Consider the following 15,228-nt stretch of genomic DNA (forward strand, 5'->3'; position numbering starts at 1 on the left):
GTGAGAATTAACATCCCTAAGATATTGAATATCAAGCGTTTGCATGGCCTTTCTTAGTTTAAAATTGTTAAAATCCTAACCCCTAAACGCGTTAACTAATATCGGCCTAACGAAATGTCCAGAATAATTACGCTTGTCTCAGTAATTACGGTTTCTTCATTACTACTTGGAGCGCAACTTCAAGGTAGTGACAAAACAGAACAACCTAATATCGTATTTCTTATGGCTGATGATCTGGGATATGGAGATCTTGGCAGTTACGGGCAGGAAAAAATTAAGACCCCAAACCTTGATCAAATGGCAGCCGAAGGCATGCGGTTTACCCAGTTTTATGCGGGGAGTCCCGTTTGTGCCCCCTCTAGATCGGTGTTAATGACAGGACTGCACACGGGGCATACTCCTAAAAGAGGAAATGTGAGAGGAGGAGGCCCCATTGAATATTTTTCTTCTCAGGATAGCGAGGGATACCCGAAAGAGTATCCGATTCCCTATTCAGCAACAACAGTGGCTGAAGTGATGCAAAATGCGGGTTACGCTACCGGAGGATTTGGCAAATGGGGTCTGGGGTACCCGGGTTCGGAAGGCGCCCCCTCCCGGCAAGGTTTTGATCAGTTTTTTGGATTTGTTGCACAACTGCGTGCCCACTTTTTTTATCCGGAATTTTTAATGTGGGAAACCCGTATCGGAGGGGCTGAACGGGTACCGCTGCAAGGTAATAAAGTTATAGAGAAGATAATCGGTTCCGGTCCCGTACGATCTCGCGGGCAATACAGTCAAAATGTAATCACTGCGGAGGCCTTGTCTTTTATCGAAGAACACAGCGATAATCCTTTCTTCCTTTACGTTCCCTTTCAACTTCCTCATGTTGCGCTGGAGGTTCCTGCTCAGGAGAAAAATATATACCAGGATGAAGACGGTAATAGTGTTTTTCCCGAGAATAAATTTGAGTCCGATTACTGGGGTGATCAGCAACAGCCAAGGGCCACATATGCTGCCATGGTCACCCTGATGGATAAACACGTGGGGCAGATTATAGATAAACTGAAGGAGCAGGGTATTTCAGATAACACGCTGGTAATTTTCACAAGTGATAACGGAGCTGAGCTGGCCTCAGGAGGAACGGATCCTGATTTTTTCAAAAGTAATGGTCCGCTTCGGGGCTACAAGCGGGATGTTTATGAAGGGGGAATTCGAGTACCGATGATAGCCTGGTGGCCGGGGAAAATTAAAGAAGGAAGTACCAGTGATCACTTATTCGGGTTTCAGGATATGATGCCTACATTTGCTGAATTGGCAGGTGCTTCTACCCCACCCAATGTTGACGGCATCTCTATTGTCCCCACATTACTGGGCAAGCAAACGCAAGTTCGCCATGACTATTTATACTGGGAATTTAACCTGCAGGGTGGGAAACAGGCAGTCCGCAGTGGCAAGTGGAAAGCAGTACGCCTAAATGTAAGTGAGGATCCGGATGCACCAGTTCAACTATATAACTTGCACTCGGATATTGGTGAAACAAATAATATTGCAGCCAATCATCCGGAAATTGTGGAAGAGATGAGGGAGATCATGGAACAGGCCCATATTCCTTCGGAAACTTATCCTCTTTTTAAAACTGACCTGAAACCAGACTATGAATAAAAAGCCTGATATCCTGAATTTAATTAGTGACAGTTACATAAAATGTTGAGAGCAATTTTATAAGATTCAGAGGACTTAAACTCGGTGATAATACATTAATAACTTCTTTTAGACGTATGCAATTATGGTAGTAAAAACAAGTAAGGTAATTGGGCAAGTTCAGTTCAGCCTGGGGCAGGTAGTCATGCAATGCGCAGTGTGTTCGATACTGCTTGCATTGGGAATATTCGTTATACCCGGTTCACTTCACGGGCAAACCATAGAATTTAAACTGGATGACCTGAGTGAATTTGGTAGCGTGGATGCGGGCTGGCAAATAAAAAGTGATGTTTATACCAATCCGCTTGTCAAGAATGATCAATTTCATATCCGTAGTGGCAAAGGCATCATCGTGGGATCTTCCACAAATGCAAATAAGGGTAGTAAGCTAATATCAAGAGATGATTACGGTGATATAGAGCTGCAATTTGAGATGATGATGGGGCACGACGGCCTGGCTGAAATATATCTGCAGGGTAGATACGGGATCATACTTGCGGACAGCTGGGGGCGGGAAAAACTTACGCGGCGGGACAACGCAAGTCTGATTGAACCGGAGACCCCCAATTATTCCGATAACATTTATCCCAATACTGCTCGAGTGAATGTTTCCTCTGCACCGGGCGTTTGGCAGCGATTTCGCATAGTGTTCAAAGCTCCGGGATTTGACGCAGAAGGGAATAAAATAAAGCCTGCCAAGTTTGAACGGATTGTGCATAATGGGACTGTAGTCCACGAAAACAAATATGTAAGCAAGCCGTATCGGGGCGCATTATTTGAGGATGAAGCTGCAAAAGGCCCGTTAATGGTCAGGATAAAGTCGGGAAACATAGCCCTTCGTAATATTAAGATAAATAAGTTGGCAGGTGAAACCGTCAAATTAAATAATATGAGCTATGAACTTTTTAATAAGACCTTTTTTGAGAGAGAATGGCTCCTTTGGGGAGGCGATCCGGGAAGTACCGTGGAACTGCCCGATCTGGACGCAATAGCTGCCGATGAGCAGGGGAAAACCGAATACCTAACAGGAGATCTGGGAAGCGGAGGGCAATATGCCCTGCGATTTACGGGAACACTTGAAATACCTGAAGATGGCCCCTATACATTTTCTGTTCCCCCACAAAATTTTCAATCGATTTATGAGCCGGCAGACAGCCCCAGCATGGGATCCTTGTTGATTGATGGAGAGCAACTTTTTGCCTGGAACGGACTGCATCATAAGGGGTCAACGCAAAAAACAGTTGATCTGTCCAAGGGAGAGCATTCGTTTACCTTTAATCACTTTAACATTCAAAGCAGATGGAGTGATCTCGAAATTTTTGTTGAAGGCCCTTCCATCCAAAAACAGGCGCTGCATTTACAGAAAGAGGAAGACCATGCATCAAACGAGATGATCCCATTGCTGGCAAATCATAGCCCGGTTATACAGCGAAGTTATCTCAAAACGGGTCCGGAAGAAATTACGACCACGGGCCTGTCGGTAGGGTACCCGTCTCAAATAAATTATTCTGTGGATATGGCCACCGGAACGCTCTTGCAAGCCTGGAAGGGTGATTTTGCAGACGCGGTGAATATGTGGGAGGGTCGCGGGATACCACAGACGCTGGTGTCCCTCGGGGAACCGGTATTTCATGTTGATACCCCTCAGGTACTGGTTTCTTCTGACCGTTCAAAACCGGTTGATATTACTGCTGTTGAAAAAGACCAGTACCAAAGGCAGGGATATAGCCTCTCTGCTGATGGCTCACCCATATTGAATTACAGTGTGGGTCATTTTGCGATCAGAGATCAGATCAAACCAGATCAGACTAACCGTTTTCTGACCCGAAGACTGGAATTTCAATCTAAACAGATTGCAAACTCAGACTCTTATTGGTACTTGTTGATGAAAGGGAAGGATATTAATCGCACCCCCGATGGCCTCTACGTTATAAATAACAAGGAGTTCTACATCGATATTACTTCTGAAGGTGTAGATAAAACTGAGATTCTACAGCAAGAGGAGCATGAGTTATTGCTTGTACCTATTGACAACGCTGCCAAAAAGAAATCAGAATTAAGGTATTCAATTATATGGTGATGATCGCAGATAAATTCTATCAGAAAATAGTATATGGTATCTCAATCGGGATAGTATGGATATTTGTTGGGTTCTCGCTCAGTTACGGCCAACCTGAATCCCGGGGCGGAGAGGCTGATGAGAATGACTATTATAAGATGATAACGGTACCTACGCCTCAAAATGTGGCGTTTGAGATCAGCGGAATGGATCTGCAATCCAGCGGAGATTTGGTTGTGAGCACGCGCCGGGGTGAGATATGGCTGATTGAAAACCCCTATTACCAGGATATCATAGATGCGACTCCCCATTACAGGCGCATCGCCTCCGGCCTGCATACCCCTATGGGGCTGGCTTCTAAAAATGGCAACCTGTATACGGCACAACGGACCGAATTAACGGAACTAAGTGATACCAGTGGGGATGGCATAATTGATATCTACCGCACGTTTCGTGCATTACCTTCCGCGCCTAATTACAATGAGTTTATACACGGGCCGATTGTGCTGCCGAACGGGAATTTCTGGGTGAATATGAGTCTGGCCGATGTCAATTGGTTTAAAAGGATACCCCCATTTGGGGTGTTGCTTCATTTGGCTCCCTGGAAAGGATGGGCCCTGCAGATTACCCCGGACGGGGAACTGGTACCCTATGCCGCTGGTCTACGTTCCCCTGCAGGCATGGGTATTGGAGAAAACGGAGAGATGTACTATACCGAAAACCAGGGAATGTGGGTGGGAACAGGATTCCTTGCCGTGGTTGAGGAGGGGGATTTTTACGGGCACCCTTCCTCCCTTCTGTCTGCTGATCGTCCCGGCTCCCCCATCGATTTAACGCCCTCAGATATACCGATACAAGATAGTTTAATGCTGCATGAAGCCGCGGAACGAATTCCGGAGCTGACCATACCGGCCGTACGTCTTCCGCATGGCGTGCTGGGAACTTCACTCATGTGGGTGCTGGAAGATACTACAAAGGGGGCCTTCGGGCCGTTTGAGGGGCAGCTTTTTGTGGCTGATTGGGGGCAAAGTAAAATGATGCGAGTGGATCTTGAAAAGGTTAACGGCCGGTACCAGGGCGTTGCGTTTAACTTCAGAGAGGGGTTCAAAACCGGTCCGGTTCGTTCTACGTGGGGGGAAGACGGGTCCATGTTTGTAGGACTCAGTGAACGATGGGGACCTGGTCAGACAGAGTTTGGGCTACAGCGCCTGAAGTGGACGGGCAAGATACCGTTTGAAATGAAGACCGTAAGAGCCAAAGTGAACGGTTTTGAAATTGAGTTTACCAAGCCGGTTGATCTACATACCGCGAAGGATCCCTCATCCTATACGGTGCAGAGCTTTGAATATTTATACCACATGGTGTATGGGAGTCCACCGGTTGATTTGGAAGAAAGCGCAATTCGTTCCATACATGTTTCAGAAGACAAGCTAAAGGTTCGCCTGGTGCTCAATAATCTCCGGAGAGGGTATATTTATGAAATTAACGGATCCGGGATTCGCTCAGCCGTAGGCGAAAAAATACTCCATCCCGGGGCCTATTACTCGCTGAACGAAATTCCGGAAAAGGACACCGCCGATTCTGTTGTTTTGAAACAGAACGATGAAAATGCAAGGCAAAAAACTAATGAGCAAGGAAAAATAAATGACGATTTTTCAGGTAATGAAGCTAATTATAAACACCAAACTCAAATGCCTTCCAGTTGGTCGGCTGGTCCCGACCAGGTCATTAACATCGGCACGAAGCCTGGTTTGAAATTTGATACGGAACAGATTAGCGTATCCGCAGGCAGCCGCATCAAGCTTGTTTTCAGCAATACGGATGATATGCTCCACAACTTGGTGATAACAGACCCGGAAAGTGCTACCGAGGTAGGTAAACAAGCTGCTGAGATGGGTATAGCCGGTCCCAAACAAGAATACGTGCCTGATACGGAACAGGTGCTATACTACACCAGCCTGCTGCAACCCGGTACTTCTCAGACAATTTATTTTACGGCCCCCGACAAGCCGGGATCATATGAGTTTGTATGCACGTTTCCGGGGCATTACATGACGATGCGTGGTACGATAGTTGTAGAACCTTAACCCGAATTATTCACGAAAAATTATATAAACACAAATAAGCATCTGTTTTACATGTCATAGGTTAAGATGGGTGATGCTCAGAATTGAGTTACGGTATAAATGGCGGCGAAATTAGACCGTGGTCGGTGTTGAAGCTGCCATAGCGCTTTCAACGTATATAAATACGATTCAATTGCTATGGATGCTTCGCCTTGTCCACGACCAAATTTCTTGGTGAATAATCCGGGTAAAGTTATCCGCGATTTTGAATTACATTTAACAACATTTTCAGATAATATGAAAAATAGAAAAACCTTTTTATTGCTTTTGCTCGTATTTGTATCGCCCTCCCTGGTATTCGGAGTGGGTCCCCAAAACACTGGTGATAACCAACTTGAGGGGCATTTGAGCTGGGAAATACACAATGATGCACTTCAGCTTCTCATCGACGGGGAAGTGCTCTGGAAGCTTGTGTACACCCAGCGTGTGCCCAATAAGCCCTACTTCAGTGTACTCAGGACAGTGGAAGGCTACGATGTGGCTTCCCTGGTACCGCCCGACGACAGGCATCCCTGGCATCGGGGACTTTGGTTTTCATGGAAAGAAATAAATGGAACGAATTACTGGAATTGGAATAAAAACAGTGATGAGTGGATGCCTCCCGGCCGGGTGCGGGTCCACGATATTCAGGCAACACTGAATAATGACTTTTCGGCAACCGTGGATTTTTTTCTGGTGTATGCTCCCAAAGAGGGAGGAGCTGTACTGAGAGAGGACCGCACGCTGCATATATCAGCCCCCGATGAAAACGGGGATTATACCATTGATTGGGAGATGGTGTTTACGGCCGAAAAGGACCTCGTATTTGACCGTACCAAACCGCTGCATGAGGGGGGAGTTTCCTGGGGGGGATACGCTGGTTTAATTTACAGGGCAGCATATCCGGGACTTACGGGTTTCAGGTTTTATGATTCAAATGGAAATACCATTACGGAACCCAAAATGGGATATGGCAAAAAAGCAAAATGGATGGGGGTTCGTGCAGAAGTAAAGCAAGTTCCCGGTCAGCAGGTGGGCCTGACCATTTTTGATCACCCTCAAAATCCCCGTTATCCATCACCCTGGTCTATTTATTTCGAAGATGATAAGGGGGCTCAACATCATCCAGCCTTGCTCTATAATAAACCGTTAGAGTTAAAAGCTGGAGAATCTCTGAAGCTGAAGTACAGGGTGTTGGTGCATTCCGGAGAGAAGGGCAAAAATGAGCTTGAAAACGAATATTCAGAATATATCAATCAGTAACCTAAGACAGGTGGAAAACATGAAAATCTATTTAGCTGGTATACTGCTGTTATTGATGTCGTGCAATAGCAATCAAGAATATAACAACGAAGCTACTGATAGCGCGAGGGAAAAGCCGAATATCATTTTTATAATGGCCGATGATTTGGGATATGGGGATCTATCCTCCTATGGGAGCCCATCGGTGGAAACTCCCAACATCGATGCCCTGGCCGATGAAGGGATGAAATTTATGCGGTTCTATGCTGCCTCAGCGGTATGCACACCCTCCCGGGCTTCCGTGTTAACCGGGAAGTATCCCCTCCGGTTTGATATTACCCGTCATTTTATGGTTGCCAACAGGCACTTGCCAGATGGAACTCCAACGATACCTTCAGTCTTGAAAAAGGCCGGATACGGCACCGCCCACTTGGGCAAATGGCATCTGGGCGGGTTGAGAACCGAGGATGTTGAGCGGCGACAAGAAGGAAAACGTGCTGTGCCTGGTCCTCTTCAGCACGGTTTTGATCATTATTTAAGTCAAAATGAGGGAGAACCTCCTCGGTTGACCTTGATCCGAGAGCGGCAAATGTACCGTAAGGGAGGACATCATATGTTCAGAAATGATAAACAAGCCCCCAAAGATGATAACCATTGGACAGAAATAAAGATAAACGAAGCATCACGCTTGATTGCCGACTGGGATGAAAAGAACCAGCCTTTTTATCTGAATTTATGGTTTACGGTTCCTCATACGCCGTATGAACCGGCTCCGGAGCCTCACTTATCAAAATATGAAAAAATTGGGGCTACGGGAGATCAGCTCCTATTTCGCTCGATGATGTCTCACATGGATGCCCAGATTGGCCGGCTGGTGGATACTTTAAAAGCCAGGAATTTATATGAAAATACCCTCATTGTTTTCACCTCCGATAACGGGCCGGCCTACCAGGGGAGTCCGGGACCGTTTAGAGGAGGCAAAACCGATCTGCACGAAGGAGGGATCCGGGTTCCAATGATTGCCGTTTGGAAAGGCCATGTCCCTGAAAACACAACCTCCTTTCAAACCATGCACATGGTGGATCTATTGCCCACATTCGCCGAAGCGGCCGGTGTGGATCATGGCATTGAAGATCTGGATGGCATGAGCCTGCTGGATCACTTGATGGGCGGGCCCCGCCAGGAACGGGGGGTCCTTACTTGGCAAATGGATCTATATAATCATTTTCAAAATCAGGGCCCCAAGCCTGAGCCCTATGCCACCTCGGTGGCTATAAAAGGAAAATGGAAGTTATTGGCAGATAGCCTGCAACCCACCGAGCTTTTTAACTTGGAGCAGGACCACCGGGAGCTGTACAATCTGCTGGGCCAGCATCCGGAAATTGAGCAGGAACTGCTAGAAGCATTGAAAGAATTTCATGCCGCACCCCGCAACAGATGGCCGGATATTGAATATTAGCAAATTGAAAACATGGATATTAAAATGATATATAATATAAAATGCAAAATATGTTTTTGTCTGTATTTTCTGTTGCTAAGCTTGAATTCGTCTATTTTGGGGCAGACTAATAGAGAAATTAAGGATACACGTCCAAATATACTTTTTATGATAGTTGATGATTGGTCCTATCCGCATGCCAGTGCTTATGGCGATGAAGTGGTTGAGACACCCACCTTTGATCGTATAGCTGAAGAAGGAATTCTTTTTCATCATGCTTTTGTTACTGCCTCTTCTTGTACGCCCTCCCGCTCCTCGATATTAACTGGCCAGCCTATTCACAAACTGGAGGAGGGTGGAGTGTTGGCTTCATTTTTACCAAGCAAGTTCCCAAACTATGTAAATTTGCTCGAAGAGAGTGGTTATATAGCAGGTTTGAACAAGAAAGAAAAAGGATGGAGTCCGGGGATTCCCGAGAAGGGAGGATACACCAGAAATCCTGCAGGTCCAAGATACGCAATCTCTGAATTTATAGAGGAGATTAAAAATAGTGATCAGCCCTATGTTTTCTGGTTTGGAGGATCTCATGGCGACGTTCACCGACCCTATAAACCAAGTTCCGGTCAAGAAGCCGGTTTGGAGATGAACAAGGTGAATGTTCCAGAGTTTTTGCCGGATGTTCCGGAAATTCGCTCTGACCTGCTAGATTATTACTACGAAGTACAACGCTTTGATCGGGAAGCGGCTGCGTTGTTGGAAAAGCTGGAAAACATTGGGAAGCTGGAGAATACCCTGATAGTATATACCAGTGATAATGGGATGCCCTTTCCACGAGCAAAAGCCAATGTATATGACTTCGGAACCAGAATGCCGCTTGCAATTTCTTGGACTGGTAAAGTAGAGGGAGGCAGAAAAACCTCACAATTTGTAAGTTTTGCTGACTTTGCCCCTACATTTTTAGAGGTAGCAGGTTTGGATATTCCGGAATCAATGACAGGCAAGAGCCTTGTCCCCCTGTTTAAAGCTGAATCGGTTGATGATCAAACGACAAACCCGATGGCAAATCATCCCAGGGAGCAAGTGTTCATTGAACATGAGCGCCACGCCTGGGTACGCGCAGGAAACAAGGGATACCCTGTACGAGCCATACGGACAAAGGATTTTCTTTATGTTCAAAATATTAAACCGGACCGGTGGCCGGCAGGCGACCCTCATTGGGTCGCAACGCAGGGACCATACGGAGATATTGATAGCTCCCCGTCAAAAACATATTTAATGGAACATCAAAATGATTCGGAAATTACTCTATTTTTCAAATTGGCTGTTGGCAAAAGACCGCATGAAGAGCTGTATGATATATCGGAAGACCCATATCAATTGAATAATGTTGCGACCAAACCAGAATATCAGAATGAACTAAAGACTCTACAACAAAAACTGAAGAATTGGCAGTACGAAACGTCAGATCCGAGATTCATACACAAGGATTACAGAAAGTTTGAAACATATCCCTATTATATTCCACCAATGAGGCGTTAAATTTCCAATGAGATTCACACTATTGAAGAAATTGAGCCTTCTATTCCTTGGCGGATACTCGGTTAAATTATGGATTCAGGGCTCACTAAACAAATGGAGTGCCTTCAGATAAAAGATAAACTACTAAATAGAATAGGCTATGAAAGTAAGCGATTCGTTACGTGCCACTGGAACTTTACTATGCACCTTGCTCACAATACTGATAAATTCCGCGGGTCACAGTCAGTCCCCTCAAAAACCCAATGTCATCCTCATCATGACCGATGACCAGGGCTACGGGGACCTGGGTTTTCACGGGAACGAGATTATTCAAACGCCCCATCTGGATAATCTTTTCGAAGAGTCGGTACGGGTCACCAACTTCCATGTTTCCCCGACCTGTACGCCAACCCGCGGGGCATTGATGACTGGCCGGTATTCCAATCGCGTGGGCACCTGGCACACCATTGCAGGCCGCTCACTGCTCTATGAGGATGAAAAGACCCTGGCCCAGATCTTTGCGCAAAACGGTTACGCCACCGGCATGTTTGGCAAGTGGCACCTGGGGGATAATTACCCGTTCCGACCGCTGGACCGGGGATTCCAGCAGGCGGTGCGTCACGGAGGAGGTGGCGTAACGCAGGGACCCGATTACTGGGGCAATAACTACTTCGATGATACCTACTGGAAGAATGGAGAGCCTCGCACGTATGATGGATACGTCACGGACATATTTTTTGATGAGAGCATGGCCTTTATCGAGGAACATCAGGAAAGACCGTTTTTTGCTTATATAGCTACGAATGCCCCTCATTCCCCGTTTCATGTGCCCGAGGAGTACTACAATTTGTACAAGGGTGAAGACCGGTTGCTGGAAGATCAGAAGCGATTTTACGGGATGATTACGAATATTGATGATAACATAGGGCGTCTGGAGGACCATATCCGAAAGCTCGGACTCCGGGAAAATACGATACTTATATTTTTGGGTGACAACGGCACGGCAGCGGGATATCGAGTGCGCAATGGAACCGAATATGGATTCAATGCGGGATTGCGGGGTACCAAGAACAGCGAATATGACGGCGGGCACCGGGTGCCCTTTGCCCTGCGCTGGCCAGCCGGCAATATAGGAGAGGACAAAGATCTCGACCAGCTGTTGGCCCATATCGATCTACTGCCAACCCTGGCGGAACTGGCAGACCTGAGATTTGTAGAAACCAATCCCCTGGACGGGAAGAGCTTCGCCCCCCTGCTGCTTGAAGAGAATCCGGAGTGGGAAAACCGGACCCTCATAGTTGACTCCCAGCGCATACTCAATCTGGTCAAATGGCGTAAATCAGCAGTCATGGATGAGACCTGGCGGTTGGTGAATGGTCGTGAACTGTATAACATAAAAGAAGATCGAAGTCAGGAAAATGACCTTGCAAGCAAGTATCCGGAGGTGGTGGACCGCCTGAGGGAAAGTTACGAACAGTGGTGGACCTCCCTGATGGAGCAAAACGTCAATGAACGGTACGCATATATAAAAGCGGGAACACGCTACGAGAATCCAGTTCGCATCAGCTCCCATGACATGCATATATATCCCTACAAGAACGCCTGGCATCAGCACGGGGCGCTGGATGCAACAACAGGGCAGGGCATACTGAAAGTGGAACTGGGGGAACCAGGCCGATATCGCATTAGCCTTCGCCGTTATCCGCGTGAGAGCGGGCTTGCGATCAACGAAAAAGTAGAAGCAAAAAAAGAGACTCTTGAGATTAGTTCTCCCATGCCTGGCAGTAATAATGTTAAGATGACACAAGCCACGCTTTACCTGGGGGATATCGGGGAGACAAAATCTATTCAGCCGGGTGCGGAAGCGGTGCATTTTGAAGGCACCCTGTCTGCGGGCAAATATGACATGACGGCTATATTACAAGACAACGAGGGACGGGTATATCCTTCGTATTATACCTATATAGAAAAAATAGAGGAGTAGGGAATGTTGTTTGTGTTATGAAATCTTGCGGGTTGTAAGCATATGTTTTATACCGCCTAAAAAATTTCCCTTGTAGAAACCCAATAAATATAAACAGTATGAGAAGAGTAACAACCTGGGATTTGCAATGAATTTAAAAGTTGACTTAATCTTAATCCTGGTCTTTCTCATCGGTTTTTCTGGCTGCCAGCCGAAAAATCAAACGGTTGAAAAACGACCAAATATAATTTTTTTGATGGCCGATGACCAGCGATCTGATGCGTTTGGATTTATGGAAAATGAATATGTTATCACCCCGAATTTAGATAGACTGGCTGGCGATGGAATATCTTTTGACAACGCTTATCATGTAGCTCCCATTTGTCAACCCAGCCGAGCTTCTGTAATGACAGGTCAATACTTGAGTACACATAAAGCGGGTTTTGACAGACCAACTGACTATATCATTACAAAAAGTGAGTTTGAAGCAAGCTACCCGGTTCAATTGCGCAACGCTGGATATTATACCGGTTTTATCGGCAAGTTTGGATTTGCTGTGGGCGGAGAAGAAAAAGTAAAAAATGATGGATTTGAAAATCGAAGTGAGTATATGCCATCTGAGTATTTTGATCGGTGGAACGGGTTCCCGGGACAGGGCAGTTATTTTCCAAGTAACGGCAAATTCAATGGATATAAGAATATATCGGGGGCTGGACATCTCACTGAATTTATGGGAAACCAGGCTACAGACTTCTTGCGCTCAGCCCAAAATATTGACAAACCGTTTGCTTTATCGATCAGTTTTAAAGCACCTCATGCCCCATTTACTCCAGCGGAAGAGTTCAGGAATAAGTACGAAAATGTTGACATTCCACGAATGATGAACGATGATCCGAAATATCACAAGAATTTGCCTGACGTTGTCAAAGAAAAAAGTCGCAATGCCCAATGGTATTTTGGCAGAACCGAGGATTACTACGGCAAAAGCGTAGATTACAGGAAGAATTGGCATATTCAAGTAGATAGTATATACCAGGAATTCATAAAAAATTATTACGCTCTTATTACCGGAGTAGATAACGTGGTTGGAAGAATTCGCAATGAATTGGAACGGCTGGGTATCGATGATAATACCGTTATTATATATACCTCTGATAACGGCTTTTTTGCCGGTTCAAAACAGCTAATGGGCAAGGCTCTTCTGTATGAAGAATCAGCTAAAGCCCCGATGATCATATACGATCCACGAATATCGAAAGAAGAAGGAATAAAACGGGAAAAGGCCCTCATATCACATGTGGATATTGCTCCAACGCTACTGGATATAGCCGGCCTCAAAATTCCCAGTTCTTATCCTGGTAAAAGCATTATGCCGTTGATTTATTCTGAGAAAGAGGAGATCCATGAAGCCGTGTATGGAGAAAATAACTTCGATAATTTCTATCCACTACCTTCCGAGATGGATAATATAGAAGAATATCAGTCGATTCGGTCAAGATTCATCAGAACGCCGGAGTTCAAATTTATACGTTACCACGAGAATCATCCGGTTACTGAGGAATTATTTAGAATTCAAAAGGATCCCATGGAAACAAATAATATTATAGATGATCCTGATTATCAGGAGATTGCAAAAGAGTTACGTAATATGCTTGATGCGTTTGAAAGTAGAATTTCAAATAATCCAGAAACCTGAACAGGCTTCAACAGTAATCATATGTCGGTTTGTAAAATTAAGTCAGGCTTTTCCTTTCTGGGGAAGGAGTTTCAGCCCTCCAATGGTCTGAAATACTCCGATGGGAGTTCGAATCTTGGTATGCTTGATCTTTTCCGGTCTGGACTTTGTATATTGCTAAAGCGTGCTTCCCTTGCTACTTGAACGAAGTGCACGGCCCAATTTCGCAGCTATTTGTGAGGATACCCAAATTTGAGCTACCGGGTATTTCCGCCAGATATAATAATATCATTGGCTTAAGCTGTAATTTGTTCTACTTCGTGAATAATCCGGGTTAAAGCCCTCTAATGGTGAGCCTGCTGCTCAAGCAGATGTATGGGCAGGGCGACGAGAGCCTTTCGGGAGTGTAGTTGATGACCAAAAGACAGTAGATTCGCGTTTTGAACCTCTCTTTAGTACCCAACAGGAAATGTTATCTTGCTAACGGCGTATGAAGTGAAAATGTAGTTATCATAATCTTTATCTTTTTAATCAGTATAAACAACATTGTGACAATCACCGTTATTTGCCTTTATCAATTTATTTCAAAAGCATAACAAATTGTTAAGTATTCCTTCCCATTGATCGAAACGTATTGTACAATGCGTATATAATTGGAATGATATCGAACTCTAAATGGGATGCCAGCATAATTTGCAAGGTATATTAATACTGTCAAAACAAAATATTTTCGCCTATTAGTTAATACACAGATCGGGTAACATTAATGACCAACAAGGCATACAAAAAGAATACCCCGGACAATTCAGAAAATACGGGTTCGGATCAAAGGAAAGATTTTGAGTCTTTTTTTCGGTTGTTCTATACTGACCTTTGTAAATACACCTATAGGTTCACAAATAATCGTGAAATTTCTAAAGACATCGTTCAGTCTGTGTTCTTGAAAGTTTGGGAACAAAAAGACTTCTGGGATGATTTTGATAGCGCAAAGTCCTACCTCTATAAATCGGTTCGTAATGAAGCACTCAACTATAAAAAACATGTGGAAGTAGAGAGGAAAACCAGATCAGAAGTCCGGCAACGTATCAAACAGTGGAAAGAAACCAGCCGACCAGATGATAATGAAAAAAGAATGGATCTTGTCAGGGAAGGTATCAACACTCTGCCGGATAAATGCCAGGAGATTTTCAAACTAAGTCGCGATAGCGGATTAACCTACAATGAGATTGCGGAAGTGCTGGGTTTGTCTGTCAAAACCGTTGAAACCCAAATGGGACGGGCGTTCAAAAAACTGCGCTCCTATGTAAAGGTACACCAGAGTAAGATTATTCTCCTTCTTGCCTTTCTTTTATCCTCCTGATGCTAGCCACAAAAACCCGATAACCACAAACGGGATCTGCTTTGGGTTAGTGTTTGGGTGTAGACTCTTCAACTACGAATATCTAGCCTGCTTTTCTCACCAAAAAGTCTCGACAGATAGTTGCATTCAATAATAATTTAGGTTTGTGGAAGAAATGGAAGATCAATCCTCCTGTCCTCCTTCTCCAA

The 15,228-nt window shown here is 45.1% G+C and carries 9 protein-coding genes; all 9 read left to right on the top strand.

The genetic code is table 11. The annotated features are described in order from the left end of the window. The first annotated feature begins 114 nt into the window (after positions 1–114). The 9 genes from ACG2E4_RS15210 to ACG2E4_RS15250 all read left to right on the top strand — a co-directional run bounded on the left by ACG2E4_RS15210 (position 115) and on the right by ACG2E4_RS15250 (position 15,040). Positions 115–1,641, top strand: a complete 1,527-nt coding sequence (locus ACG2E4_RS15210) for an arylsulfatase (RefSeq protein WP_395277093.1) — start codon at positions 115–117, stop codon at positions 1,639–1,641. A 184-nt stretch (positions 1,642–1,825) separates the two neighbouring features. Continuing rightward, a complete protein-coding gene (locus ACG2E4_RS15215; protein WP_395277094.1) occupies positions 1,826–3,760 on the top strand; it encodes a family 16 glycoside hydrolase in 1,935 nt (644 codons plus the stop codon). Next, positions 3,760–5,826 carry a plastocyanin/azurin family copper-binding protein gene (locus ACG2E4_RS15220; protein WP_395277095.1) on the top strand — a complete coding sequence of 689 codons (2,067 nt, stop codon included), beginning with the start codon at positions 3,760–3,762 and terminating at the stop codon, positions 5,824–5,826. Before ACG2E4_RS15215 ends, ACG2E4_RS15220 begins: the two co-directional genes overlap by 1 nt. A 276-nt stretch (positions 5,827–6,102) precedes the next feature. Next, a complete protein-coding gene (locus ACG2E4_RS15225) occupies positions 6,103–7,107 on the top strand; it encodes a PmoA family protein (protein ID WP_395277096.1) in 1,005 nt (334 codons plus the stop codon). 19 nt (positions 7,108–7,126) lie between these two features. Further along, a complete protein-coding gene (locus ACG2E4_RS15230) occupies positions 7,127–8,545 on the top strand; it encodes a sulfatase (RefSeq protein ID WP_395277097.1) in 1,419 nt (472 codons plus the stop codon). Between the two features lie 12 nt (positions 8,546–8,557). Further along, entirely contained in the window at positions 8,558–10,063 is a 1,506-nt protein-coding gene (locus tag ACG2E4_RS15235) for a sulfatase (RefSeq protein ID WP_395277098.1), read from the top strand. A 139-nt stretch (positions 10,064–10,202) separates the two neighbouring features. After that, positions 10,203–12,026, top strand: coding sequence for an arylsulfatase (locus tag ACG2E4_RS15240; protein ID WP_395277099.1), 1,824 nt, complete (start codon positions 10,203–10,205; stop codon positions 12,024–12,026). A 127-nt stretch (positions 12,027–12,153) separates the two neighbouring features. Then, positions 12,154–13,701, top strand: coding sequence for a sulfatase-like hydrolase/transferase (locus ACG2E4_RS15245; RefSeq protein WP_395277100.1), 1,548 nt, complete (start codon positions 12,154–12,156; stop codon positions 13,699–13,701). 745 nt (positions 13,702–14,446) lie between these two features. Next, entirely contained in the window at positions 14,447–15,040 is a 594-nt protein-coding gene (locus ACG2E4_RS15250; RefSeq protein ID WP_395277101.1) for an RNA polymerase sigma-70 factor, read from the top strand. Positions 15,041–15,228 lie beyond the last annotated feature (188 nt).

The organism is Halalkalibaculum sp. DA384, from assembly GCF_043951955.1.
Classification (GTDB): domain Bacteria; phylum Bacteroidota; class Rhodothermia; order Balneolales; family Balneolaceae; genus JAMQKA01.

Coding starts and splice junctions, on each gene's coding strand:
- ACG2E4_RS15210 (WP_395277093.1), top strand. CDS start 115: ATGTCCAGAATAATTACGCTTGTCTCAGTAATTACGGTTTCTTCATTA.
- ACG2E4_RS15215 (WP_395277094.1), top strand. CDS start 1,826: ATGCAATGCGCAGTGTGTTCGATACTGCTTGCATTGGGAATATTCGTT.
- ACG2E4_RS15220 (WP_395277095.1), top strand. CDS start 3,760: ATGATCGCAGATAAATTCTATCAGAAAATAGTATATGGTATCTCAATC.
- ACG2E4_RS15225 (WP_395277096.1), top strand. CDS start 6,103: ATGAAAAATAGAAAAACCTTTTTATTGCTTTTGCTCGTATTTGTATCG.
- ACG2E4_RS15230 (WP_395277097.1), top strand. CDS start 7,127: ATGAAAATCTATTTAGCTGGTATACTGCTGTTATTGATGTCGTGCAAT.
- ACG2E4_RS15235 (WP_395277098.1), top strand. CDS start 8,558: ATGGATATTAAAATGATATATAATATAAAATGCAAAATATGTTTTTGT.
- ACG2E4_RS15240 (WP_395277099.1), top strand. CDS start 10,203: ATGAAAGTAAGCGATTCGTTACGTGCCACTGGAACTTTACTATGCACC.
- ACG2E4_RS15245 (WP_395277100.1), top strand. CDS start 12,154: ATGAATTTAAAAGTTGACTTAATCTTAATCCTGGTCTTTCTCATCGGT.
- ACG2E4_RS15250 (WP_395277101.1), top strand. CDS start 14,447: ATGACCAACAAGGCATACAAAAAGAATACCCCGGACAATTCAGAAAAT.